We start from the raw sequence: 22,086 nt of genomic DNA, 5'->3' as shown, positions 1-22,086 counted from the left end.
CGCCGAGGCTGTGAAGGAACGGGGCCGACCGGTGCCATCATCATGCCTATGACGTTGATCAGAAAGGGCTATGCCTCGTAGGCGCCCCTCTCGGGTTCGTGCACGTGGGTCGGTGTGCGGAACTCACAGAGCCTCGATCCATCAGGTCCCTGGTCTTGGCCGTCGTCCAATGGCTGCGGTGATCAGGCTTGAGCACACCCGAATGCGGCCAGGCGAGATAGCGGAGGCGTTGCTCGCTTGGGCACAGGCAGTGGTCCCCGGAACCGTTGACCGGATCGCACCGACATGCATGTGCCCTGAATGCTCCGGAGTGGCCCCACGCTGGAGGCTGGAACAGGCGCTCATGGCTTTGCCGCCATGGGCCAGACCCTACCTGTACTCCTTGGTTCTCCCGCTGGACAGGCGGTTTCTCGCCCGGACGTCGCTTGATCCGCATGCGTCGCCTGAGTCGCCTTGGTGGCAGCGAAGGCGCTGATTTCCGCGGCTTGAGCATGACCGAGTCGTCCGGCTCCTGGGTGTGCGACGGAGTGGACGTGCGGCCCGATCTGCCCGCGGCCGGGACCGGCCCCCAGGCCGCATGCCCGGCAACCAGGCTCGCTCCCCGGGGCCGGACGGCATCGACCACCCGGCGCCGAACACCTTCGCCACCAAGCGTGACGCCGAGATCTGGCTGACCAGACAAAAGGCGGAGATCCTCAACGGTGACCGTCTCGATCCTGACACGGGGAAGATCAAGTTCGGGAAGTACGCGGGGGAGTGGATCGAAGGCGTGAGCTGACCGGGCTTCGCCGGCGGGACGTCGACCTGGAGGCCGGAACGGTGCGGGTGGAGCGGCAACTCATCCGCATCGCGGGGCAAGGGCCTGGTCTTCACCGAACCCATGTCCGCGGCTGGAAAGCGAACGGTCGTGATCCCGGCGCTGATCACTGCTGACCTGGAAGCGCATCTGAAGGACTTCGCGCAGGACGGTGAGCGTGGTGGCGTGCAGGCGGCTGTGGTGCTGGCGTGCCTGGCCGTTTTGGAGGATCCCGATGGCGAACAGATCGTGGCTGCCAGGCGATCTGGCTATGGCCGTCAGGGCGCTTCAGGCGCATCCTGTGAAGTGCGCGGAGTGGCCAGGCGTGGCCAGCATGCTGGGTTCTGGCCGGCGGGGAGGAATACATGGAAAGCGCGCCGAGCAGGACGGCGATGTTTGCGGCCGTGTCGCGTGGATTGTTTCGCCTGGAGACGGCGTCGCCGTGGGTACTGGACGATGCGCTGGCCCTGGTGCTTGTCGGCCCGGTATGGCAGCAGCTGCGAGACCAGTTCGATCCGCTGTTCCCCGGCCCGGTCCGCAGCGAGTCCCGTGCGGCTGTCTGCACCCGCAGCCGGTACGCCGAGGACCGGCTGGCTGCTGGTGCCTTCACGCAGTACGTGATTCTTGGCGCGGGGCTTGACTCGTTTGCGTGGCGGCGGCCGGATCTGCTCGGCTCGCTGACGGTGTTCGAGGTTGATCACCCTGCCTCCCAGGCCTGGAAGCTCGAGCGGGTCAGGGAGCTCGGCCTGCCGCTCAGCGACTCGCAGGTATTCGTGCCGGTTGATTTCGAGGCCGGACCGGTTCTGGATGTTCTGGGCCCGGCTGGGTTCGACTGGGCGCAGCCGGCGATGTTCTGCTGGACGGGCGTCGCCCCCTATCTGACGGCACAGGCGATCGAGTCGACGTTGCGCACGATCGCGGCGGCTGCTCCCGGGTCTGAGGTGGTGTTCTCCTACCGGGCCGAGGACTGTGCGCTCGACGACGCGGGGACGGAATTCGCCCGTATCTACACGCCGATCGCGGCTTCTGCCGGCGAGCCTCTTCAGCCTGGCTGGCCGGTATCCGAGATCGAGAGGCTGATCAGCCGGTGCGGGCTAAAGGTCGTGGACCACCCCGCACGTGCAGACCTCCAGCAGCGGTACTTCGCCGGCCGTGCCGATGGCCTGCGGCCCTATACCTTCGAGACCCTGGTGGCCGCGCGGGTCACCTGAGCGAGCGCAGGCCACGTCGGCAACTTCACCGTCTGCGAGGGCCAGACGGTGACGGTACGGCAGAGGAGTACAGCAACCTCCAGGGCCTCCGCGTAGCCGCGTCGTGTCCGCTTTGCGGCTGCATCCAGTCATTCTGGTGTCCAAGTGCCTCTCGGCTTACTCGGTGTTCCCCAGGTCGAGGCACTGTCAGTTTGGGAATCAGCTGCTGGCCTTGAGGGCTGAGCTGGGAAAACAGGGGTCAAGGTCAGGGTTGGTCGAGTCCCCATGATTCCCCGTGAGTGACCGCGGTTCCCCACCTGTTCTGGCACGCATCTGGCACGCTCCTGTGGCGAACCTTCTGATCGGGAGGTCCTCCAATGATCTCTACGATGGCTCGGCCCGACGGTTTGGAAGTCCCGGTCAGAGGCTGTCGAGGAACTCCACGAGCAGGCGGTTGACGTCGTCGGGGCGTTCTTGCTGGATCCAGTGGCCGCAGTCTAGGAGGTGACTGCCGGTGAGGTTGGGGAGCGTTTGCGGATAGGCGTCTATGGCGTCGGAGAGCCACATGGTGGAGGCGTCACGGGTGCCGCCGAGGAAGAGGGATGGCTGCTTGATCGGGGAACCCGCGTACGTAGCCAGGTCCTCCCAGTCGCGGTCCATGTTGCGGTAGCGGTTGAGGGCGCCGGTGAAGCCCGTGCGCTCGAACTCGGCGGCATAGAAGTCGAGGTCGTCTTGCGTCAGCCAGGACGGCAGCGCGCCGGTGGGGAAACGCTCGCGCAGTGTGCCGCCCGGGGCGATGAAGTGTGGGTCTGAGGCGTCCGCCGCAGCCATCGTGTCCGCCGACAGGGCGCTGTAAAACCCAGCGAGCCAGCCGCGCACGTTGGGCTCGATCTCGGCCTCGGCTCGTCCGGGGCGCTGGAAGTAGGAGACATAGAACTCTTGCTCGCCGCCCATTCCCGCGAACACGTCGCTTGGCCGAGGCCCGCCGGGCGGGGTGTAAGGGACGCTCAACAATCCGACCGCACGAAACACCTCGGGCTCGAGGAGTGCGGACTGCGCTGCGATCGTCGCCCCCCAGTCGTGGCCGATGATCACAGCGGAGCTTTCACCGAGTGCCCGGACCACCGACACGTTGTCACTGATCAAGTTGAGCATCCGGTACGCGGCGGGGTCCTGCGGCTTGGACGAACGCCCGTAGCCCCGTACGTCGAGCGCGACGGCCCGGTAACCGGCTGCCGCCAGCACGGGAAGCTGCCGCCGCCAGGAATACCACGACTCGGGGAAACCATGGACGAGCAGCACCAGCGGGCCGCTGCCCTGTTCTACGACGTGAATCCGCTCCGCGCCTGCTTTCAAGATCCGGTGCTTCGCCGTCATCGTCCCTCCTCGACCAGGACTCGTTGGTCGCCCTGACTTTAGGGTCGAGGGAGGTCAGGGCCTAAGTTCTGTTGCCATTCCAGCAAAAGGACGCATCAACCCGATCTTCGGCGGCTGCATACTCACGGAGATCACGTCCCGCCCGATCCGTATCTGGCACACGGGAGGATGCCGCCTGATGGGCAGGCCGGTCAACGGGTCCTGGCAGACCACGACCCTGCACGTGGACGGGCGCGGCCGGTCGGCGTGCTTCATCTACTCGCACCGTACGCCGGTCTTGGAGGTCGCGGCCGGTGGCACTCAGTGAGTCAAGGACCCCCACGTGCGCCGGTGGCGTAAGAGCCTTCTCGACGCGGGCGTGAGCGCGGTCACCGTGGCCAAGGCGTACCGGCTCCTCAAGGCCGTTCTCACGACGGCGGTGGATGACCAGCGCATCCGGCGTAACCCCTGCCGGATCAAGAGATCGTCCCGTTCGTCGGCAGGACTACCGACGATGAGTGGGTGAGCGACTACTTCAGCGACGTCTTCGCGCCCGCGTCTGAACGTCGGCGGCCCCCGCGCCGAAGCTCTCGAACCGCGCTCGGCCACGCGATCGAACGCCCGTCGATCTCGGGATCTCAACAGTCGGCGCATGCCACTTCAGAGGATTCCATGATCGAGCTTGAGGTTGACCCGAGGTCAGGGTGCAGGCTCGTCTTCGTTGGCGCGATCGGGTGCCACGGACCAGAGCTACAAGGAACCGGGAACATGCCCTCTACCAATCAGAACGAGCCCATTGCCGCAGACGTGCAGCGTCCGGAGCTCCAGGCAATCCTCGATGAGATCGTCGCGTCCGGCATTATCGGGATCACCATGCGTGTTCGGGACGAGCACGGCGTCTGGGCTGGCAGCGCCGGCGTCAGCGAGATCGGCCAGGAGGCCAAGCCTCCAATCGATGGACATGTCCGGATCGGCAGCAACACCAAGACCTTCACAGCCGCGGCCGCCCTGCAACTGGTCGGTGAAGGAAAGATCGATCTTGACACGGCTGCCGCCCATTACCTGCCCGAGTTCGGCATCGATCCTCGGGTGACCGTTCGCATGCTCCTGCAGCACACCAGCGGGATCTTCAACTTCACCGGCGAGTACTACCCCGACGGCACGATGGTTGCCGGGATCCCTGCGACCACGGCCGGTAAAGAGTGGGCGGACAACCGCTTCACCAGCTACCCGGCCGAGGACCTCGCCCGTCTGGCGTTGTCGAAGCCTGCCCGATTCGAGCCGGGCACGGACTGGAGCTATTCCAACACCAACTACGTGATCGTCCGCCTCCTCATCGAGAAGGTCACGGGCAGATCCGTCGCCGAGGAGATGCACCGACTCGTGATCCAGCCGCTCGGTCTCACCGGCACCGCACAACCGACCAGCGAGACCGACATCGCCGAGCCCCACGCGCACGCCTACTACCGGTACGAGGAGGACGGCACCGAACGGACCATCGATGTCACCGAGCACAACCCGTCCTGGATCTCCAGCGGCGGGGACATGATCTCCACTTCACAGGACCTGGAGACATTCCTCCGCTCACTGGTCACAGGGCGACTGCTCCCCGCGAAGCTGACCAAGGAGATGCTCACCACGCACGCGACGCCAATCCCGGGGATGGGTTACGGCCTGGGCGTGTTCGTGCAGGATCTGGGTGAGGACGGCACGGTGATCACCCACAACGGCGGTGCCGCGGGCCACGCCGCGCTGATGTACAGCACCCCCGACGGCCGGCAAAGCCTGACCGCGACCCTGAACTATGTCGACGATCCCGCCCTGACGATGGCGCTTGCGTACCAGCAGGCCACGCAACGATTGGTCGATGCCGTGTTCCGCACCACGACTCGCCCCGCCGCCTGACGCGGACGGTCCAATTGGCAGCCCGCGAGATCTCGACGGTGTGGGCGGCGTCGCCGGGGCCGTTCAGCGGGCAGGCTGTGCACATGAGTAACGGCATCACGATCAGCCAGGCGGCAGCATTCGCCGGGGTGACGGTGAAGACGGTGCGGCACTATCACAAACTCGGCCTGGTCGCCGAGCCCGCGCGGGACACCTCAGGCTATCGGCGCTACGGCTCGGCCGACCTCCTACGGCTGGTGCAGGTACGCACACTTGCCGGAGCCAGCGTCCCGTTGGCCGAGATCGGCGCGCTGCTCGATGCGGACGACGCGGACTTCGCCCGTGCCCTAGTCGACGTGGAGCAGCGACTCACAGCTCAGATCGAGGAGTTGATCAGTCGCCGCGACACACTGCATCGACTCACAGACAGCGACCGTGCGCTGCTGCCCGATCGAGCCTTGACGCTACTGAACAGGATGGCTGACCAGGGCTTCCGCGCCGAGGACGTCAGTGCTTCCCGAGAGGGATTGATCCTGGCCAAAGCCCTCGTACCGGAGCGCTTTAACGAACACCTGGACAACATCGAACACGCGATACAGGATCCGGAGTTCGTCGAGCTGAGCCGTCGCGCGGCTGCAACTGTCACCTGGGCACCTGATGATCCCCGAATCCCGGGCCTTGCTGCAGAGATGGCCAACCACTACCTTGCCAACCTCGATCATCTCAAGATCGTGACCGGGCTTCAAGCACGCCAGGAAGCCGGGACTCGCTATCGCGTCATTCGCGACTTCGGTTCCGAACAAGGCACGGCCAGCGACCACCTGGCCACCCTCATTGAGTCCCAGCTTCGTGCCGCCGGCGTCGAAATCCCTCGGCCCGACAGCAATTGAATAGGTCGGGCACTGCCAGACAGCAAAGGGATGATCGAGCACAAGTCAGCGGCGAACAGGCATGGGTGGAGGCGCGGTCCGAGCTGCCGGAGACCGGGAGGTCGCTCGGTGCTCCGAGGCGTGGCCGGCGATTGGCTTGTGCCGTTGGCTATGGCATCGGGCGCTTGAATGCGGAACATTTCCTCGGCGCTGTAGCCGGGGACATGGCCTCTAATACCCGGCAGTGGTCGGCGTAGGGCAGGCCTTTGATTTCGCCGCTCAGCCAGCGGTGGAGCTGCGCGCGGCTGGGTCTGGCGCCTTTGAGTTCTGGATCGACCTTTTTAGCAGCCTTGTCGTACTCGCGACAGAAAACCGCGTATGTCTGCCAGTGGCGAGCGACCGACGCTCACCGTGGCCCAGGTCTTCGAACTGGCCGACCGGATGACCGATCGGCGCTTCCGGGCGCTCGTGCTGCTGACGACCTTCGCGAGTCTGCGTTGGGCTGAGGTGATCGGACTGCGGCGGTCGGACATCGATCTCAAGCGCCGAACCGTGCGGGTCCGGGAACAGCTCCTCGAACTGGACGGCGGAGAGATGGTGCTGAGCCCGCCGAAGTCGCGGGCCGGGAAGCGCACGGTCGGTATCCCGGCGGCGATCGTGCCCGCACTGACGGAACACCTTGGGGACTTCGTCGCGGAGAGTGAGGATGCGTTCGTGTTCCTCGGCGTCCGGGGCGGCTTCTTACGGGGCGGCAACTTCCGGCGTGAGGCCAAGTGGACGGACGCGCTCAAAGAGATGGGGCTCAAGGGTCTGCACTTCCACGACCTTCGGCACACGGGAAACACGCTGGCCGCGCAGTCTGGTGCGAGCCTGGCCGATCTCAAGGCGCGGATGGGACACGATAGTGACCGGGCGGCGCTCATCTACCAGCACGCCACGCGGGACGCTGATCAGAGGATTGCCGATGCGCTCAGCGCGCGTGGAGGCGGAACGGCGGAGAAGCGATGGCGACGGGGTGGCCGGCGGGCTGGTCCCTGCGGGCTAATGGCACGTTAATGGCACGAACGCCGCTTTCCCTGCTGGGAAAGCGGCGTTTTTCCTGGTGGAGCCTAGGGGAGTCGAACCCCTGACTTCCTGCTTGCAAAGCAGGCGCTCTGCCAGCTGAGCTAAGGCCCCTTGTCTGGGGACAGCCTACCGGGCCGAGGTGGCTACTGGGGCGGGGGTTTGGTGGCTGTCGAGGATCAGGGTGGGGAAGTCGGCTATGGAGTCGATGATGGTGGTGGCGCCGCCGTGGAGGAGGCGTTCGCGGCTGTGGACGCCGGTGAGGACGCCGGCGACTATGGAGGCGCCCGCGCGGCTGCCGCTGAGCATGTCGCTTTCGGAGTCGCCGGCGACGGCGACCTGGCGGACGTCGTCGATGCGGAGGCGGAGCATGGCGGTGAGCACCATGTCGGGCCAGGGGCGGCCGCGGCCGGCGTCCTGGGGGCACAGGGCGAGGTCGACCTTGTCCATCCAGCCGATGGCGTTGAGCACGCGGCCGAGGGTGCCGCGGCTGAAGCCGGTGATGAGGCAGATCTTGACGTCGGCGGCGCGGAGCTTCTCGAGGGCCTCGACGGTGCCGGGCACGGGGTAGAGCCCTGCGCGCTCGATGGCCTCCTCGTAGGAACGTTCGAACGTCAGGTTGGCCGCCTGCGCCTGTGCCTCGTTGCCGGGGAAGATGCCGCGGAAGACCTCGATCTTGGGGCAGCCCCGGGACCGGTGCACGTGCACCATGGCACGCGCGTACGCGCCGGTCCCGGGGACTATGCCCTGAGTGGCGATCGCCTCGGCGAACGCCCGCTCCACCATGGCGATGTCACCGATGGTGGTGCCGGCCAGATCGAGGCAGGCCAGTTTGATGGGTGAGGCGCTCGTCATGCCGTCACCTCCGCCTTGACCTAGAACCATCAACGCGCCCGCACGGGCGGCCAGGAATGATCAGTTCTCGCTGCCGGTGGCCTCGGTCCACAGGTCCAGCTCGGCGCGGTCGGCCTGAACCTTGCGCCAGACGAGCAGCCCCCCGAGGGCAACGAGCGCGAGAACGAGCAGCTTCTTCACGGTGTGACCCCACTTCTCAACGGTCCCATCAGCAGGGGATGGGACGACGCCGGGTTCCTAATAGATGCTTGCAGCCTAGCAAGGGATCGGCTCCCACCCCGGACCGCCCGGAAAGCGGTTATCCACAATCTTGCGATACGGGCCGGGCTTCCCGACTTCCGTAAGGAGGTTAGGGCCTTGGGGTAAGTGTCCGTCAAGCCGCTGATCAGGCACTACACCCGCGAACTACCGTGCCGAGATATCTCACGCCGCAACTTTCGTCTGATAGCGGACAATCAGCGGACAGCACATATCTCAGCCGCCGCCGACCCGGCCCTCCGGGAGCGTGTCGGCCAGGTAGGCGGGCAGGAGGGGCTCGTCCGGGGCGAGCATGTGCCGTACCCAGGCGGCCCGCTCGTGCTCCAGGGGCGGCAGCTCCCACACGCAGCCGATCCAGGGCCTGGCGAGCTCCGTGAAGTGGGTGGGGTCGGTGTCGGCACAGCCGAGGAAGGGCACTCCGGCGGCGGCCGTGTGGCATTCGAGCACGTTGTCCCAGACCCAGGTGTAGGCGTTGAGGTAGCAGGCGCCGCCGCTCCCCCGGTGCAGGACGGTGAACGCGGCGGGCGGCGTCTCGTCGGGGCCGGGCAGCAGGCGGGGCAGGAAGGCGTACGCGGCCCGCTGGACCTCCGGCTCGATCTCGGCGTCGAGGGTGCTGACGTGGTAACGCTTGACGTGGCGTCCGGCGACGTCGATCGTCCCCGTAACACGCAGAAACCCCTCGGTGAAAGGCATGATTGCACGGTACGAACGGCACACTGACACGTATTGTCAGTGAATGCGCGCGAGCCGGCTGCTTTCCATCCTTCTGCTGCTTCAGGCGCGCGGCAGGCTGACCGCACGGCAGCTCGCCGACCTGCTGGAGGTGTCGGTCCGCACGATCTACCGGGACGTCGAGTCGCTGCACGCCGCGGGGGTGCCGCTGTACGGGGACGCCGGGCCCGCCGGGGGCTACCAGCTCCTGGACGGCTACCGCACCCGGCTGACCGGCCTCACCAGCGAGGAGGCCGAGGCGCTCTTCATGGCGGGCATGCCGGGGCCGGCCGCCGAGCTGGGGCTCGGGGCCGTGGTCGCCGCGGCGCAGCTCAAGCTGCAGGCGGCGCTGCCCCCGGAGCTGCGGGACCGGGCGGCGCGCATCCAGGAGCGGTTCCACCTGGACGCGCACGGCTGGTACTACGACGGCGACCGCTCGCCGCACCTGGCCCCCATCGCCGACGCCGTGTGGAACCAGCGTCGCGTCCAGATCCGCTACCGCCGCTGGAGGGAGCCCGCCGAGGTCGTCCGCCTGCTCGACCCGTACGCCATCGTGCTCAAGGGCGGCAAGTGGTATCTGGTCGCGCGGCGCGGCGAGCACGTCAGGACGTACCGGGTGCACCACGTGCTGGACCTGGAGGTGCTGGACGAGACGTTCGAGCGGCCGTGCGACTTCGACCTGGCCGCCTACTGGAGGTCCTTTCTCGCGGAGTTCCGCAGCAGGCTCTACCAGGGCGAGGCGACGATACGGCTGTCCCCCGCGGGGCGCAGGCGCCTGCGCGAGCTGATGAGCAGCGCCGTCGTCGAGGCCGTGGACAGGACGGCCACGCCGTCCGGGGCGGGGGGCTGGGTGACGGCCGTGGTGCCCATCGAGTCGCTCGACCACGCCGAGACCGAGTTCATGAAGCTCGGGTCCCAGGTCGAGGTGCTGGCGCCGTGTGAGCTGCGCGCCCGGCTGGAGGCGACGGCGCGCGAGCTGGCCGGCATGTACCTCGCGCTGTCTCCGGTGGGTCAGCCGAGCTCGTAGTCCAGGTGGTAGGAGTGCGCGCCGCCGTCGTTGACGATGCCGCCGCCACCCGTGATGCCCCGCAACTCGCCGGTGCCCGAGTCCGGCAGCACGGTCCAGTGCAGCGTCTGCTCGTCGCCGGCGCTGGTGGCGGTGTGGTGCAGGACGAAGGTGCCTTCGCGCCCGTGGAGGGCGCCGGTGAAGCGCTCGAACCCGCAGTAGGCGGCCGAGGTCTCCACCTGGGCGACCGCGGTCAGGATGTCGGTGGTGCTGGCCCCTTCCAGGCCGCCGCGGAACGTCTTGGTGATGCGCACCCGGCTGAGGGTGGCCCCCTCGCGCTCGTCGTAGGTCTGGGGCTCCCAGCTGTCTATGTCGAAAGTGCCCTCGGCACGTGGCATGGCGGTCCTCCCCGCTCGTGGACGTGACGACCATCCTGGCCGGTGAGGCTGACATCCTGTGACAGGTACGCCATGGGATGCGAGGACGGTCAGGTGACGGACGGGGAGTCCTTGCCGTAGGCGCGGGCGATCTGGGCGGCGCTCGCGCGCAGCGGATCGACCATGTGGGGCAGCTCGCGCGCCCGGCGCGAGGCGAGCACGATGCCGAGGGCGGCGATCGGGCGGCCGTCCACGATGATGGGCGCCGCGGCCGAGCAGGATCCGAGCGTCATCTCCTCGTAGGTGAAGGCGTACCCCTGGGAGCGCACCGAGGCCAGCTCGCGGGCCAGACGCCCGGGTTCGGTGATGGTGTGCGGGGTGGGCCGTTCCAGCCTGCGTTCGAGGTAGGAGGTGATGAACCAGTCGGCCTCGTGCGCCAGCAGGGCCTTGCCGACGCCGGTGGGGTGCATGGGCAGGCGGGTGCCGGTGCGGGAGACGATCGGGACGGCACGGCGGCCGTGGACCTTGTCCACGTAGAGCACGTCGAGGCCGTCGCGGACGGCGAGGTGGACGTTCTCCCCCGTGGTCGCGTAGACCTCCTGGAGCCAGGGATGGGCGATCTCGGGCAGCCGTCCCGCGGCGAGGTGGCCGATCTCCCACAGGCGCAGGCCGATGCGGTAGCGGCCGTCCTGGGCGCGGGTGAGGGCCTGGGACGCCTCCAGCTCGCCGACGAGGCGGTGGGCGGTGGTCAGGGCGACGCCGCTGCGCCGGGAGATCTCGGTCAGCGTGAGACCGAGGTGGTCGCCGTCGAAGGAGCGCAGGATGGCCAGCACCCGGGATGTCACCGAGCGTCCGGGTTCGCGAGACCCGCCCGCCACGTCGCCCCCTTCCGATGCGTGGCACGAGCAGGGCCGGCAGCCTCACCTGCCCTGATGCGTCCACAGGTCGTCATCCACATGCTGTGGATATTTTGCCCCGAGTTTCCACTGAGCGGAACCGGAAGCTCGTGACCGGGCCCTCTCGCCCCGATGCTTCCCTTATGCGAACACAGGTGGGGATCGTCGGAGCGGGTCCGGCCGGTCTCCTGCTCTCCCATCTGCTCCACCTCCAGGGCATCGAATCCGTGGTGCTGGAACGGCGCAGCCGCGACCACGCCGAGGGGCGGGTGCGCGCGGGGGTGCTGGAGCAGGGGACCACGGACACGCTCGTGGAGGCGGGCGTGGGTGAGAGGCTCCTGCGCGAGGGCCTGCCCCACGAGGGTATCGAGCTGCGGTTCGGCGGCGCCGGGCACCGCATCGCCTTCGAGAAGCTGGTCCCCGGCCACGTGATCACCGTGTACGGGCAGCAGGAGATCGTCAAGGACCTCATCGCGGCCCGCCTCGCCGCCGGCGGCGACGTGCGGTTCGAGGTGGACGACGTGGCCCTGCACGACGTCGACTCAGGCCGGCCGTACCTGACCTTCGGCGGCGAGCGGCTGGACTGCGACTTCATCGTGGGCTGCGACGGCTTCCACGGCGTCTCACGGCCGTCGATCCCCCCGGGGGTGCTGACCACGTACGAGCGCGAGTACCCCTTCGCGTGGCTCGGCGTCCTCGCCAGGGTGCGCCCGTCGGCCGACGAGCTGATCTACGCCAGGACCGAGCGGGGCTTCGCCCTGCACAGCATGCGCTCCCCCGAGATCAGCAGGTTCTACCTGCAGGTCTCCCCGGACGAGGACCTCGCGGCGTGGCCGGACGAGCGCGTCTGGGACGAGCTGAAGACCAGGCTGGAGACGGTGCCGGGCTTCACGCTCACCACCGGCGAGATCATCGACAAGGGCGTGACCCCCATGCGCGGCTTCGTGGCCGAGCCCATGCAGTACGGCCGCCTCTTCCTCGCCGGGGACGCCGCGCACATCGTGCCGCCGACGGGCGCCAAGGGCCTCAACCTGGCCGTCGCGGACGTGCGGGTGCTGACCCGGGCGCTGGCCCACCGGTACGAGACCGGCTCGGCGGATCTGCTGGACGGGTACTCGCGGGCGTGCCTGCGGCGGGTGTGGCGGGCGCAGCACTTCTCCTGGTGGATGACGACGCTGCTGCACACCTTCGACACCGACGACCCCTACGCCCGGCGCCTGCAGACCTCCCACCTGGAGTACGTGACCTCGTCCGAGGCCGCCGCCCGGACGCTGGCCGAGAACTACGTGGGCCTCCCCTACGAGCCGGGCGACTGACCTGGCGGGCCCCACCGCACCGAATCCGTGAAGGAACACGCATTGAACATCCATCCCCCGTACCTCAGCCCCGCGTACCGCAGCACGATCCTGCGGGCGCCCGCGCGCCCGCCGGTCATGCCGGAGCTCGGGCCCGACGCGATCGAGCTCGCCGGGCCGGTCTTCGGGCACGAGGAGGTCGCCCCCCTGGACCACGACCTCACCCGCCAGCACGCGGGCGAGCCGATCGGGGAGCGCATCATCGTCACCGGCCGGATCATGGACGCGGACGGCCGCCCGGTCGTCGGCTCGCTGGTCGAGGTCTGGCAGGCGAACGCGGCGGGCCGGTACGCGCACCGGGGCGACCAGCACCCCGCCCCGCTGGACCCGAACTTCACCGGGGCCGGACGGTGCATGACCGACCACGAGGGGCGGTACCGGTTCGTCACGATCAAGCCGGGCGCCTACCCGTGGCGCAACCACCACAACGCCTGGCGTCCCGCGCACATCCACTTCTCGGTGTTCGGGACGGCGTTCACGCAGCGGCTGGTCACGCAGATGTACTTCCCCGGCGACCCGCTCTTCCCCTTCGACCCGATCTTCCAGTCCATCCCGGACGACGCGGCGCGGCAGCGGCTCGTGTCCCGGTTCGACCTGGACCTCACCGAGCCGGAGTGGGCACTCGGCTACCAGTTCGACATCGTCCTCGGCCGTACCCCTATGGAGGCGTGATGTACGAGACCAGCGCGGCGAACGTGACGCCCTCGCAGACCGTGGGCCCGTTCTTCGCCCACGCGCTCCCCTATGACCAGGACTGGGAGCTGGTGTCCGAGACGCATCCGGGCGCCGTCGAGATCAGGGGACGGGTGCTGGACGGCGCGGGGGAGCCGCTGCCGGACGCGCTGCTGGAGCTGTGGACGGGCACGTCGGGCCCGCGCGGCGCCCTGCGGCGCAAGGGGGTGGGGACGTCCGGCTTCGGGCGCTGCGCCACCACGCCGGAGGGTTTTTACCATTTCCGGACGGTACGGCCGGACGGGGCGTACATGGCGTTGCTGGTGTTCGCGCGGGGCCTGCTGCGGCCGGTGCTGACGCGGATCTACCTGCGCGACGAACCCGACCCGCTGCTGGACACGCTGGAGCCCGCGCGCAGGGCCACGCTGATCGCGCGTGAGCGGTCGGAGAACGTCTACGAGTTCGACGTGCACCTGCAAGGGGAGAAGGAGACGGTCTTCCTGTCCTGCTGAGCGGCGGGTCCCCCGGCTTCGAAGCCGCCGCCTCGGTGTGCTTAACCTGAAATATCAGGAGACAGGGGGATTGTGATGTCCGATCCTGCTGAGGCGAGCGTCTTCTTCGTCGGAAACGCCACCACCGTGATCCGCTGCATGGACTTCACCGTGCTGACCGACCCGAGCTTCCTGCACCGCGGCCAGCGGGCGTATCTCGGCTGGGGCATCAGCACACGCCGGCGGACGAACCCGGCGATCGGGATCGCCCAGCTCCCACCGCTCGACGCGGTCGTACTGTCCCACCTGCACGGCGACCACTGGGACCGGTACGCCACCGAGGGGCTGGACCAGAGCCTGCCGATCATCACCACGCCGCAGGCCGCCACGTGGCTGCGCCGCAAGGGATTCCGCAACGCCACGGGCCTGCACACCTGGCAGAACAGCATCCTGCGCCACGGGGATTCCACGCTGAGGATCACCGCGCTGCCCGGCCGTCACGCCCCGCCGGCGGCGCGGATGCTGGTGCCCCCGGTGATGGGCAGCATGCTGCAGTTCGGCCGGGACGGCGACGTGCGCCTGCGCATGCACATCAGCGGGGACACGCTGCTGTACGACCGCCTGGCCGAGATCCCGCAGCGGTTCCCCGAGATCGACGTCGCGCTCGTCCATCTGGGCGGCACGACGATCCTCGGGGTGCTGATGACGACCATGGACGGCGACCAGGGGGCGCGCTGGGTCCGGCTCATGGGGGCCGATGTCAATCTGCCGATCCACTACGACGACTATGACGCGTTCGCCTCCGGCCTGGACGACTTCCGCGAGCATGTCGACATGCTCGGATTGTCGGACCGCGTCCGGTACATCGCCCGCGGCGAGACCTTCCACGTCCTCGGCCACCCGGCCGGATACGGCGCCTACTGAAGCCGGTGGGCGAGATCGAGGTCGGCACGGCCTCGTGGACCGACAGGACGCTGCTCGCCTCGGGCTGGTACCCGCCGGACGTCACGACGGCCGAGGAGCGCCTGCGCTACTACGCGTGCCGCTTCCCGCTGGTGGAGATCGACTCGACCTACTACGCGACCCCGGCGCAGGACACGGCGCGTCTCTGGGCGGAGCGCACACCGCCGGGGTTCACCTTCGACGTCAAGGCGTTCTCGCTGCTCACCGGCCATCCGACCCAGCCGCGGGCGCTGCCCAAGGACCTCAGGGACGACGTGCCGCAGGACAAGCGGAACCTGTACGTCCAGGACGTGGCCCCGGCCGTCGTGGACCAGGTGTGGGAACGCTTCCTCGCGGGGCTGGCGCCCCTGAGCGAGGCGGGCAGGCTCGGGGCCGTGCTGTTCCAGTTCCCGCGCTGGTTCCCGATCGGCAGGCGCGGCAAGCAGTACATCCTGGAGTGCAAGGCGCGCGCCGACCCGCTGCCGATCTCGGTGGAGTTCCGCAACCGCACGTGGATGTCGGAGCAGAACCAGGCCGAGACGCTGGACTTCCTGCGCTCCTACGGCATCCCGTACGTCTGCGTGGACATGCCGCAGGGCTACCCCGACTCGGTCCCCCCGGTGGTCGCGGCCACCTCCCGCCTGGGGATCGTCCGCTTCCACGGGCACAGCGACAAGTGGACCAGCCGCGACATCCACGAGCGCTTCGGCTACCTCTACTCCGAGCGGGAGCTGAAGGAGTGGGCGCCGAGGCTGCGCGAGCTGGCCGGCGAGACCGAACGCACCCACGTGCTCATGAACAACTGCTACCGGGACCACGCCCAGACCAACGCCCGGCAGCTCGCCGCCCTGCTCGGGGACGTCGCCGCCCGGCCGCCGCCACCGGCCGAGTGATCAGACGGCCGCGACCGGCGGGGCGGCGACCGTGGGAACCCGGTCCAGCGTGATGCCGAAGTGGGTGCGGTAGGCGTCGAGGATCTCGGCGTCGTCACCGAGCACCACCTCGTCGCGCCGCCCGCCGACCGTGGTGATCAGCTTGGCGCCGCTGAGGGTGATCCGCCCCGTCTCGGTGAGCCGTGAGCAGGTCAGCGTCCGCGTGAAGTGCGACTCCGGCGAGGTCTGGTGCCACCAGCAGGTCGGCAGGTAGTCCTTCAGCCGGTACGGGCGGGCGTCGACGCGGTACTCGGGGTTGCCGTCCTGGTAGACGTCCAGATCGCCGTACTCGCCGTGGCGGACGATCCTGAACACGCCGCCCGGGTCGGGCTGGTCCACGCCGGTCACCAGGCGCAGCGGGTAGTGGGTGAAGCTGCCGTAGCCGACGTCGACGAGCCACGGCTCGTCCAGGTCCACCCGCAGCACCATGTGGTCGAACGGCAGCCCCGGCTCGCCGCCGCCGAACACCTGCGCGGCCAGCCGGGTCACCCGGTAGCCGAGCGCGGCGAGCAGCGCGCCGAGCGCGCCGTTGAGCTCGTAGCAGAAGCCGCCCCGCCGCTGATCGACGATCTTCGCCACCACAAGCTCCTCGTCGAGCACGACCGGCTGCCCCAGGTGGATGCTCAGATTCTCGAACGGCACCGTCCGCAGATGCGCGTACTGGATCGCCCGCAACGCCTCCGCGTCCACGACGTCCGGCCGCGCGACACCGATCCGCGCCAGATAAGCGTCCACCCGAGATTCGTCCATCGACCCCTCCGCCTTCGGCACCCGACTCACCTTCACTCCTTCATACCGCCACGCGCCCCCTCCGCGTCCACCTCCGCGACATTCCCCCAGAAGGCCGCCGGACGTCTCAACCTTTTCGACGCCGTCCGGTATCGGAACAAGTGAGACCAACGGAGGTGGCCGGTGCAGACGGAGGATGAGTTCCGTGATTTCGTCACCTCCCGGTGGCGCGCCCTGCAGCGCACGGCCTACCTGCTGACGGGCGACCACGGCCGCGCCGAGGACCTGTTACAGATCGCCCTCGTGCGCGCCCACCGCCGCTGGAGCCGCATCGAGGACCCCGAGCTCTACGTGCGGCGGGTCGTGATCAATCTGAATGTCGCGTGGTGGCGCCGCCGGCGCGTCCCCGAACAGCTCACGGACCGCGTCCCCGAACCCGGCGCGTCCGGCGACCCCCACGCCGGGCTCGACCTGCGGGAAGAGCTGTGGACGGCCGTCCTGCGCCTTCCCCCGCGGATGCGGGCCGTGCTGGTGCTGCGCTACTTCGAGGACCTGCCCGAGGCCGAGGTGGCACGGGTACTCGGCTGCTCGCCCGGCACGGTCAAGAGCCAGACCTCGCGCGGGCTGGACCGGCTGCGGGACGCGCTGCGGGACCCGGGACGCGAGCGGACGACGAACGAACGGGCCGGCGGCCCGGGCATGGCCGGGAGGAGACAATGACCAACCCCATCGAATCCGGACTGCGGGAGACCTTCGCCTCGCGGGCGAACCGGATCCCCGACCATCCGGACCCCTACGCCGCCGTCGCCGGCCGCATGGCCCGCGTTCGCAGGCACCGCCGTGCCGCGGTGGCCGCCACCGCCGCCGCCGTGGTGCTGGCCGGGGTGGGCGTGCCGGCCGGACTGCATGCCCGGGACAGGACGAGCGTCAGCGCCGAGAGGCAGGGCCTGCTGAACTGGCCCGCGCGCGGATCGCTCGCGCATGACCAGCGGCTGCTCGACGGAGTCCGGGTCCGGTTCACGGGCTCTGCCGCGCGGGTGCTCTTCGCGGGTGAGACGGCGGGCCGGCGGATGGTGGTCGTGGTGGTCGGCGACGAACGGGCGGCGTACGGGCTCGTGCTCACCGGGCTCGCCGGAGCTCCAGCCGACCGCCTGGAGCAGGAGCAGCTCTTCGGCAGCCGTTCCGCGGGTCCCGGCGACGACGACCCGCTGATCTGGTTCGACCCCGGCCAGAAGAACCTGCTGCTGGTGCTCGGCCCGCCGCGCATGTCGGCCGTGAAAGTACGGCCCCGGCTGTCCTTCCACCCGGACGGCTCCCCCGCCGCGCCGCGCGTGCTCGAGTACCCCGTCGACCAGGGGGTGTTCTTCTCGGCCGTGCCCGACGCCGTGCCTGAGCAGTTGTCGGTCAAGACACGCCTGGACAGCCGGTATTCGGGGGCGATGCCACCGTCCTATTCGCTGTCCTATCGCAGCGATCTAACGTTCTGGGACAAGGTGGACAACGCCGCTGAAGCCGCGTCCGGAGGCCTCGCGTCCGCGGAGGCGCGTGGGCTCCTGTACGGGCTGGGGACGATCGGTACGCCGCCGGAGACGCTGACCTACCGCTTCGTGTGGGGCGGCAGTCTGGGCGGGCGGCGGCGGGCGCTGATCGCCATGGTGCGCGGCCACACGACGCCCCGGTTCCTGATCGTCCAGACCACCTACACCGCGCCCGACGGGAGCACGGAGCAGGACCGGCTCGGCCGCGCCATAAGGGACGAGACGCCTTTGGACGAGCCGGTGGGCTGGACGACCGTCACCGGCCAAGCGAGCCATGACGACAGCTCCCCCGCCACGGCGGCCGTGTACGTGCCGGGACGCGCCGGGGCACGCGTGGAGTTGTGGGACGAGGACGACCGGGCGGCGACGAGGACGACCGGCCCCGACGGGGTCGCGGTGTTCGAGACCGCCGTGCCGCGGTCGCGCCTCAGGACGTACGAGTACCGCGTCCTGTCCGCCGGAGGGGCGGTCGTCCACCGTGGCCGGTTGGATCTCGGGGACCTGTACTCCGCCGTCGCCGGGCCGGGGGACTGGTGAGCCCCGCCGGTCCGTCTCGCCGCGGGGGTCGGGACGGACCGGTGGGGCTCGGTGGGTCAGGTGATGGTCTTGTCCGGGCGTTCGGAGATGCGGATCGCGTTGACGAGCGTGTCGCCCGATCGGTCGGCGAAGCGGACGTTGAGCTGGCCGTCGGTGACCTTCGCCGTGTACTGCCGCGTGGTGGCGGTGTAGGCGCCGACCTCCAGGGCCAGGTCCAGGGCGGGGATCGCGAGCTGGCCCTCGACGATGACGTCGAACACGCGCCGGCCCGGGCGGGTGTCCTTGATCTCGGCGAAGTCCAGTTCGACCGTGTAGGTGCCGTTCGGCACGCGGTCGAAGCGGTACTCCAGCATGCCCTCGCGGGCCCGCCGGAACAGCTCCTGCTCGCCGGTGCCGGCGATCGTCCTGTTCGACGTGCTCGCCTTGGTGCCGGAGCCGACGTAGCCGGAGCCGCCCGCGGTGTACTTGCGGTCGGCGGTCCAGCGGTCGCCGACGGCGTCCGTGAGGTCCTTGCCGCCGCCGGCGTCGATGGCGACCTGGTACTTGGGCACCACGACGTTCACGGCGACCGCGATCTGCGGGTCGCGCCCGCTCGCCGAGCGCACCAGCAGCCTGCCGCTCCTGACCGTGCCCGGCGGGACTCCGGCGCTGGAGGCGGTCACCTTCAGCGCGACCGTGCCGCCCTTGGCGAGCTGCCCCGAGGCGGGGGTCACGGTGAGCCAGCCCTGCGCGGGCTCGGTGACCACGGTGTAGGCGGTGGCGGCGCCGAGGTTGATGAGCTGGACCGTCCCGTTCCTGGTGGTCTCGGCGGGCATGACCAGCGTGAGCTCGGCGGTCGACGCGGTCACCCGGCCGGTCGCCAGCGCGGTGTCGACCCGGGTGAGCGTCCCCGGCGTGACGGTGACCTCCTGGGTGACGGTGCCGTAGTTCTCCTTGGACACCTCAAGCCGGTAGTCCCCGACCGGGATCTGCCCGAGCCAGGTCCCGGACTCGCCGGTGGTGTAGGTGGCCACGTCCCCGACCTTGACCGTCGCCCCGGCCAGCGGCCTGCCGTCGTTGGCGTCGGTCACGGCGCCGGACAGCAGGCCGTGGCGGCTCGCGGTGAACGTCAGCGCCCGGCCGTCCCTGAGGACGGCGCTGTTGTAGGAGTACTGCAGCGCGTCGGCGCCGCCGGGGCCCTCGATGCCGATCGTGGCGCTGGTACCCGCGGCGCGCTCGGTGGCGATGTCGCGGTACCGGTAGCCGATCGAGCCGTCCTCGCCGATCAGCGCGGAGAACGTGACCCGCTGGGAGGCCTCGGAGTAGAAGCGGGCGTTGCGCCATTCCACGACGAACGTGCGCTTCGGGGCGGTGCCGAGGGTGGCGGTGTAGACGCCAGACTGCTCGTCCAGCACCAGGTCGTCCCAGTACGGGTAGAGGGCCGCGTTGGGCGCGGCGGTGGAGGGCAGGGTTCCGTTGCTCGCCGCGGTGCTGCTCGCGGTGAAGCTGAGGAAGCCGTTGGTGCTGATCCAGCCGCCGGTGTAGCCGGCGCCGTAGAACGGGAACGTGAACGGCAGCGTGACGGGCAGCGCCGCGTCGTCGCCGGTCAGCGCGTGCTTCTCGGCGCCCGCGACGAACGTGCCCGCGGTCTCGGCGCAGGTGTAGCCGAAGGTGTCCATGCGACGCGGCAGCTCGACGTCCTTGGCCAGGTCCCCGTTCACGGTGATCGGCGTGGTGAGGGCGTCCGCGCAGCGGGAGACGGGGGTGACGTTCAGCTCGTAGGAGCCGTTGGGCACGGTGAGCCGGTAGCGGCCCGCGGCGTCGGTGACGGCGCTGACCGGGGTGCCCGTGACGGCGACCGTGGCCCCCTGCTCCGGCGCGCCCGCGGCGGTCACCGTGCCCGACACCGTCCCGGAGGGCAGCGGCGTCAGGGTGATGTCCTTGACCACGGTCTGGTCGGCGACGACGGTGACGGCGGCGGCGGCGTCCTGGTACCCGAACTTGGCCACCGTCACCTGGTACTCGCCCGCGATCAGGCGGGGGAGGGCGTAGGAGCCGTCCTCGGCGGTGGTGGCGGTCCGGGTGACCGGGCCGCTCACGCTCAGGGTCGCGGCCGCGACCGGCGAGCCGCCCGCGGTGACGGTGCCCCGCACCCCGCCGAGGTCACCGGCCGGCGCGGCACGCACCGCGGCGTACGCGTCCAGGCGGCCCTCGCCCCAGACGTTGTTGTCGTCGGCGGTGCCGCCGCAGCGGGTGTCGTCGACGTCGATCGCGGTGTCGTCGAGGAGGGTGCGGGTGGCCGCGATGTCGCCGCGCACGGCGGGGGAGGCCGACCAGATCAGCGCCACGGTCGCCGCCAGGTGCGGGGACGCCATGGAGGTCCCGGAGCCGGAGGCGTACCCGCCGGGGATGGAGGAGCGCACGTTCACGCCCGGCGCGGCGATGTTGGGCTTGAACTCGCCGTTCTCGCCGGCGCCGCGCGTGGAGAAGCCCGCGATCGCGTTGTTGACGTCGAAGGCGCCCGCGCTGTAGCTGGAGACGTACTGGCCGGGGGAGTGGCTGGAGTCGCATCCCGCGCCGGTCAGGTTGCCGTTGGCGAAGGCCGGGAAGATCCCGGCCGCGACCCACGCCTCGACGATCTCCTTGTACCAGGGGTCGAAGCCCGAGCCGCCCCACGAGTTGTTCACGATGTCCGGCGCCAGGTCGGGGCGCGGGTTGCGGCCGTTCAGATCGGTGGGGGCGAGCATCCATTGGCCCGCGGCCAGCAGCGAGGCGTCCGAGCACTCGTCGGTCTCGCATCCCCGGGCGGCGATCCACCTGGCGCCGGGGGCGACGCCGATCGCGTTGGCGCCGCCGTCGTCGCCGACCATGGTGCCCATGGTGTGGGTGCCGTGGCCGTTCTCGTCGCACGGCGCCGCGCTCGGGCAGGACCCGGACGGGTCGTACCAGTTGTAGTTGTGGTCCACGCCGCCGCCGGGCAGCCTGCCGCGGTACTGGGCGGCCAGCGCGGGGTGCGTGTAGTCGACGCCGCTGTCGATGCTGGCCACGACGACGCCCTCGCCGCGCGTGCCGAGCTCGCTCCAGACCTGCGGGGCCCGGACGCGGTCGATGTTCCACTCCACCGCGTTGACCTTGGCGACCTCCTTGCCCGGCAGGGGGTCGGGGAGCTTGGTGACGCGGGTGGGGTCGATGCGGCGCACCTCGGGCAGCCGGGCGATCTCGTCGGCCAGCTTGGTGTCGCCGGTCACCCGGACGGTGTTGGAGATCCAGTACGGGGTGAACTCGGCGGACTCGGCGGTGAGGAGCCGGCGCAGGCCCGCCTGGGACGTGGTGGCGTGCTCGGTCTTGGCCTTGAAGACCTGGGCGGCCTTCTGGGTCTTGGTCCTGGCCTTGCGGGCGGCGCTGAGGTCGGCGTCGCTCTTCAGGCGTACCCAGAAGGTGGCCTTGCCGTCGGCGGCCAGATCGGCCATGACGGCTTTATCGATCTTGTCGGGTTCCGGCGCGGCCTGGGCCGCACCGTGGGGGAGCATCAGCGCAAGGGTGGCGAGCGCCCCTGTCAGAACCGTTCGCCAGTGCCGGGGTGTGCTGGACACACGTTCTCCTTCACGCCGGGCGGGCGAGCCGCCTGGGAGAGTGGCGTGGGCATCAGGC

22 protein-coding genes and 1 tRNA gene are annotated in these 22,086 nt (G+C 69.7%); 14 read left to right on the top strand and 9 right to left on the bottom strand.

Going from position 1 to position 22,086, the window contains the following annotated elements:
* The first annotated feature begins 577 nt into the window (after positions 1 to 577).
* Both BJ981_RS10885 and BJ981_RS10880 read left to right on the top strand, forming a co-directional pair.
* Positions 578 to 778, top strand: coding sequence for a hypothetical protein (locus BJ981_RS10885; RefSeq protein WP_184610458.1), 201 nt, complete (start codon positions 578 to 580; stop codon positions 776 to 778).
* A gap of 383 nt (positions 779 to 1,161) precedes the next feature.
* Positions 1,162 to 2,007: a class I SAM-dependent methyltransferase gene (locus BJ981_RS10880; RefSeq protein ID WP_184610456.1), complete on the top strand. Its 846-nt coding sequence runs from the start codon at positions 1,162 to 1,164 to the stop codon at positions 2,005 to 2,007.
* A 399-nt stretch (positions 2,008 to 2,406) separates the two neighbouring features.
* Here the strand turns inward: BJ981_RS10880 and BJ981_RS10875 are convergent, their stop codons facing one another.
* Complete coding sequence (locus tag BJ981_RS10875) at positions 2,407 to 3,363, bottom strand: alpha/beta fold hydrolase (RefSeq protein ID WP_184610454.1); 957 nt, start codon at positions 3,361 to 3,363, stop codon at positions 2,407 to 2,409.
* A 178-nt stretch (positions 3,364 to 3,541) separates the two neighbouring features.
* On the opposite strand from BJ981_RS10875, the gene BJ981_RS37930 reads away from it, so the two are divergent.
* From BJ981_RS37930 to BJ981_RS10860, 4 genes are all read left to right on the top strand, one after another.
* Positions 3,542 to 3,670 (top strand): hypothetical protein, encoded by a 129-nt coding sequence (locus BJ981_RS37930; RefSeq protein WP_260324625.1) that lies wholly within the window; start codon positions 3,542 to 3,544, stop codon positions 3,668 to 3,670.
* 194 nt (positions 3,671 to 3,864) lie between these two features.
* Entirely contained in the window at positions 3,865 to 5,247 is a 1,383-nt protein-coding gene (locus tag BJ981_RS10870) for a serine hydrolase domain-containing protein (RefSeq protein WP_239139363.1), read from the top strand.
* Positions 5,248 to 5,330: 83 nt separating this feature from the next.
* A complete protein-coding gene (locus BJ981_RS10865; protein WP_184610452.1) occupies positions 5,331 to 6,116 on the top strand; it encodes a MerR family transcriptional regulator in 786 nt (261 codons plus the stop codon).
* A gap of 357 nt (positions 6,117 to 6,473) precedes the next feature.
* Positions 6,474 to 7,151, top strand: a complete 678-nt coding sequence (locus BJ981_RS10860) for a site-specific integrase (RefSeq protein ID WP_184610450.1) — start codon at positions 6,474 to 6,476, stop codon at positions 7,149 to 7,151.
* 44 nt (positions 7,152 to 7,195) lie between these two features.
* Here the strand turns inward: BJ981_RS10860 and BJ981_RS10855 are convergent.
* The 4 genes from BJ981_RS10855 to BJ981_RS10845 form a co-directional block, all read right to left on the bottom strand.
* Positions 7,196 to 7,271, bottom strand: a tRNA-Ala gene (locus tag BJ981_RS10855).
* Between the two features lie 15 nt (positions 7,272 to 7,286).
* Positions 7,287 to 8,012: an HAD family hydrolase gene (locus BJ981_RS10850; RefSeq protein ID WP_239139362.1), complete on the bottom strand. Its 726-nt coding sequence runs from the start codon at positions 8,010 to 8,012 to the stop codon at positions 7,287 to 7,289.
* Positions 8,013 to 8,072: 60 nt separating this feature from the next.
* Positions 8,073 to 8,192 carry a DLW-39 family protein gene (locus BJ981_RS37460; protein ID WP_211264163.1) on the bottom strand — a complete coding sequence of 40 codons (120 nt, stop codon included), beginning with the start codon at positions 8,190 to 8,192 and terminating at the stop codon, positions 8,073 to 8,075.
* Positions 8,193 to 8,486: 294 nt separating this feature from the next.
* Positions 8,487 to 8,963 (bottom strand): hypothetical protein, encoded by a 477-nt coding sequence (locus BJ981_RS10845; protein WP_184610446.1) that lies wholly within the window; start codon positions 8,961 to 8,963, stop codon positions 8,487 to 8,489.
* 43 nt (positions 8,964 to 9,006) lie between these two features.
* On the opposite strand from BJ981_RS10845, the gene BJ981_RS10840 reads away from it, so the two are divergent.
* Positions 9,007 to 10,008, top strand: a complete 1,002-nt coding sequence (locus BJ981_RS10840; protein WP_184610444.1) for a helix-turn-helix transcriptional regulator — start codon at positions 9,007 to 9,009, stop codon at positions 10,006 to 10,008.
* Here BJ981_RS10840 and BJ981_RS10835 read toward each other — a convergent pair.
* Positions 9,993 to 10,385, bottom strand: a complete 393-nt coding sequence (locus BJ981_RS10835; protein WP_184610442.1) for a DUF3224 domain-containing protein — start codon at positions 10,383 to 10,385, stop codon at positions 9,993 to 9,995. The two genes, BJ981_RS10840 and BJ981_RS10835, sit on opposite strands and share 16 nt — an antisense overlap.
* 89 nt (positions 10,386 to 10,474) lie before the next feature.
* Complete coding sequence (locus BJ981_RS10830) at positions 10,475 to 11,242, bottom strand: IclR family transcriptional regulator (protein ID WP_184610440.1); 768 nt, start codon at positions 11,240 to 11,242, stop codon at positions 10,475 to 10,477.
* A gap of 161 nt (positions 11,243 to 11,403) precedes the next feature.
* Here BJ981_RS10830 and pobA point away from each other — a divergent pair, with 161 nt between their 5' ends.
* The 5 genes from pobA to BJ981_RS10805 all read left to right on the top strand — a co-directional run bounded on the left by pobA (position 11,404) and on the right by BJ981_RS10805 (position 15,613).
* Positions 11,404 to 12,576 (top strand): 4-hydroxybenzoate 3-monooxygenase, encoded by a 1,173-nt coding sequence (gene pobA / locus BJ981_RS10825; protein WP_184610438.1) that lies wholly within the window; start codon positions 11,404 to 11,406, stop codon positions 12,574 to 12,576.
* Positions 12,577 to 12,618: 42 nt separating this feature from the next.
* Positions 12,619 to 13,287: a protocatechuate 3,4-dioxygenase subunit beta gene (pcaH, locus tag BJ981_RS10820; protein ID WP_221314688.1), complete on the top strand. Its 669-nt coding sequence runs from the start codon at positions 12,619 to 12,621 to the stop codon at positions 13,285 to 13,287.
* Entirely contained in the window at positions 13,287 to 13,799 is a 513-nt protein-coding gene (pcaG, locus tag BJ981_RS10815; protein ID WP_184610434.1) for a protocatechuate 3,4-dioxygenase subunit alpha, read from the top strand. Before pcaH ends, pcaG begins: the two co-directional genes overlap by 1 nt.
* A gap of 75 nt (positions 13,800 to 13,874) precedes the next feature.
* The gene (locus BJ981_RS10810; protein WP_184610432.1) at positions 13,875 to 14,702 is read left to right on the top strand and encodes an MBL fold metallo-hydrolase; all 828 of its coding nucleotides are present in this window, start codon (positions 13,875 to 13,877) and stop codon (positions 14,700 to 14,702) included.
* Between the two features lie 5 nt (positions 14,703 to 14,707).
* Positions 14,708 to 15,613, top strand: coding sequence for a DUF72 domain-containing protein (locus tag BJ981_RS10805; protein WP_184610431.1), 906 nt, complete (start codon positions 14,708 to 14,710; stop codon positions 15,611 to 15,613).
* On the opposite strand, the gene BJ981_RS10800 is transcribed toward BJ981_RS10805, so the two are convergent.
* On the bottom strand, positions 15,614 to 16,402 hold the full coding sequence (locus BJ981_RS10800; RefSeq protein ID WP_184610429.1) for an arylamine N-acetyltransferase family protein: 789 nt from the start codon (positions 16,400 to 16,402) through the stop codon (positions 15,614 to 15,616).
* 162 nt (positions 16,403 to 16,564) lie between these two features.
* On the opposite strand from BJ981_RS10800, the gene BJ981_RS10795 reads away from it, so the two are divergent.
* Complete coding sequence (locus BJ981_RS10795; protein ID WP_184610427.1) at positions 16,565 to 17,101, top strand: SigE family RNA polymerase sigma factor; 537 nt, start codon at positions 16,565 to 16,567, stop codon at positions 17,099 to 17,101.
* Positions 17,098 to 18,456, top strand: coding sequence for a hypothetical protein (locus BJ981_RS10790; RefSeq protein ID WP_184610425.1), 1,359 nt, complete (start codon positions 17,098 to 17,100; stop codon positions 18,454 to 18,456). Before BJ981_RS10795 ends, BJ981_RS10790 begins: the two co-directional genes overlap by 4 nt.
* Positions 18,457 to 18,512: 56 nt before the next feature.
* On the opposite strand, the gene BJ981_RS10785 is transcribed toward BJ981_RS10790, so the two are convergent.
* A complete protein-coding gene (locus BJ981_RS10785) occupies positions 18,513 to 22,028 on the bottom strand; it encodes an NIDO-like domain-containing protein (RefSeq protein ID WP_184610422.1) in 3,516 nt (1,171 codons plus the stop codon).
* Positions 22,029 to 22,086: the final 58 nt, after the last annotated feature.

The organism is Sphaerisporangium krabiense, from assembly GCF_014200435.1.
GTDB classification, from domain to species: domain Bacteria; phylum Actinomycetota; class Actinomycetes; order Streptosporangiales; family Streptosporangiaceae; genus Sphaerisporangium; species Sphaerisporangium krabiense.
This window is presented reverse-complemented; position numbering and strand designations above follow the sequence as displayed.

Excerpts from the sequence above, each read along its gene's own strand:
- BJ981_RS10885 (WP_184610458.1), top strand. The coding sequence starts at position 578 with ATGCCCGGCAACCAGGCTCGCTCCCCGGGGCCGGACGGCATCGACCAC.
- BJ981_RS10880 (WP_184610456.1), top strand. The coding sequence starts at position 1,162 with ATGGAAAGCGCGCCGAGCAGGACGGCGATGTTTGCGGCCGTGTCGCGT.
- BJ981_RS10875 (WP_184610454.1), bottom strand. The coding sequence starts at position 3,363 with ATGACGGCGAAGCACCGGATCTTGAAAGCAGGCGCGGAGCGGATTCAC.
- BJ981_RS37930 (WP_260324625.1), top strand. The coding sequence starts at position 3,542 with ATGGGCAGGCCGGTCAACGGGTCCTGGCAGACCACGACCCTGCACGTG.
- BJ981_RS10865 (WP_184610452.1), top strand. The coding sequence starts at position 5,331 with ATGAGTAACGGCATCACGATCAGCCAGGCGGCAGCATTCGCCGGGGTG.
- BJ981_RS10860 (WP_184610450.1), top strand. The coding sequence starts at position 6,474 with ATGTCTGCCAGTGGCGAGCGACCGACGCTCACCGTGGCCCAGGTCTTC.
- BJ981_RS10850 (WP_239139362.1), bottom strand. The coding sequence starts at position 8,012 with ATGACGAGCGCCTCACCCATCAAACTGGCCTGCCTCGATCTGGCCGGC.
- BJ981_RS10845 (WP_184610446.1), bottom strand. The coding sequence starts at position 8,963 with ATGCCTTTCACCGAGGGGTTTCTGCGTGTTACGGGGACGATCGACGTC.
- BJ981_RS10840 (WP_184610444.1), top strand. The coding sequence starts at position 9,007 with ATGCGCGCGAGCCGGCTGCTTTCCATCCTTCTGCTGCTTCAGGCGCGC.
- BJ981_RS10835 (WP_184610442.1), bottom strand. The coding sequence starts at position 10,385 with ATGCCACGTGCCGAGGGCACTTTCGACATAGACAGCTGGGAGCCCCAG.
- pobA (WP_184610438.1), top strand. The coding sequence starts at position 11,404 with ATGCGAACACAGGTGGGGATCGTCGGAGCGGGTCCGGCCGGTCTCCTG.
- pcaG (WP_184610434.1), top strand. The coding sequence starts at position 13,287 with ATGTACGAGACCAGCGCGGCGAACGTGACGCCCTCGCAGACCGTGGGC.
- BJ981_RS10810 (WP_184610432.1), top strand. The coding sequence starts at position 13,875 with ATGTCCGATCCTGCTGAGGCGAGCGTCTTCTTCGTCGGAAACGCCACC.
- BJ981_RS10800 (WP_184610429.1), bottom strand. The coding sequence starts at position 16,402 with ATGGACGAATCTCGGGTGGACGCTTATCTGGCGCGGATCGGTGTCGCG.
- BJ981_RS10790 (WP_184610425.1), top strand. The coding sequence starts at position 17,098 with ATGACCAACCCCATCGAATCCGGACTGCGGGAGACCTTCGCCTCGCGG.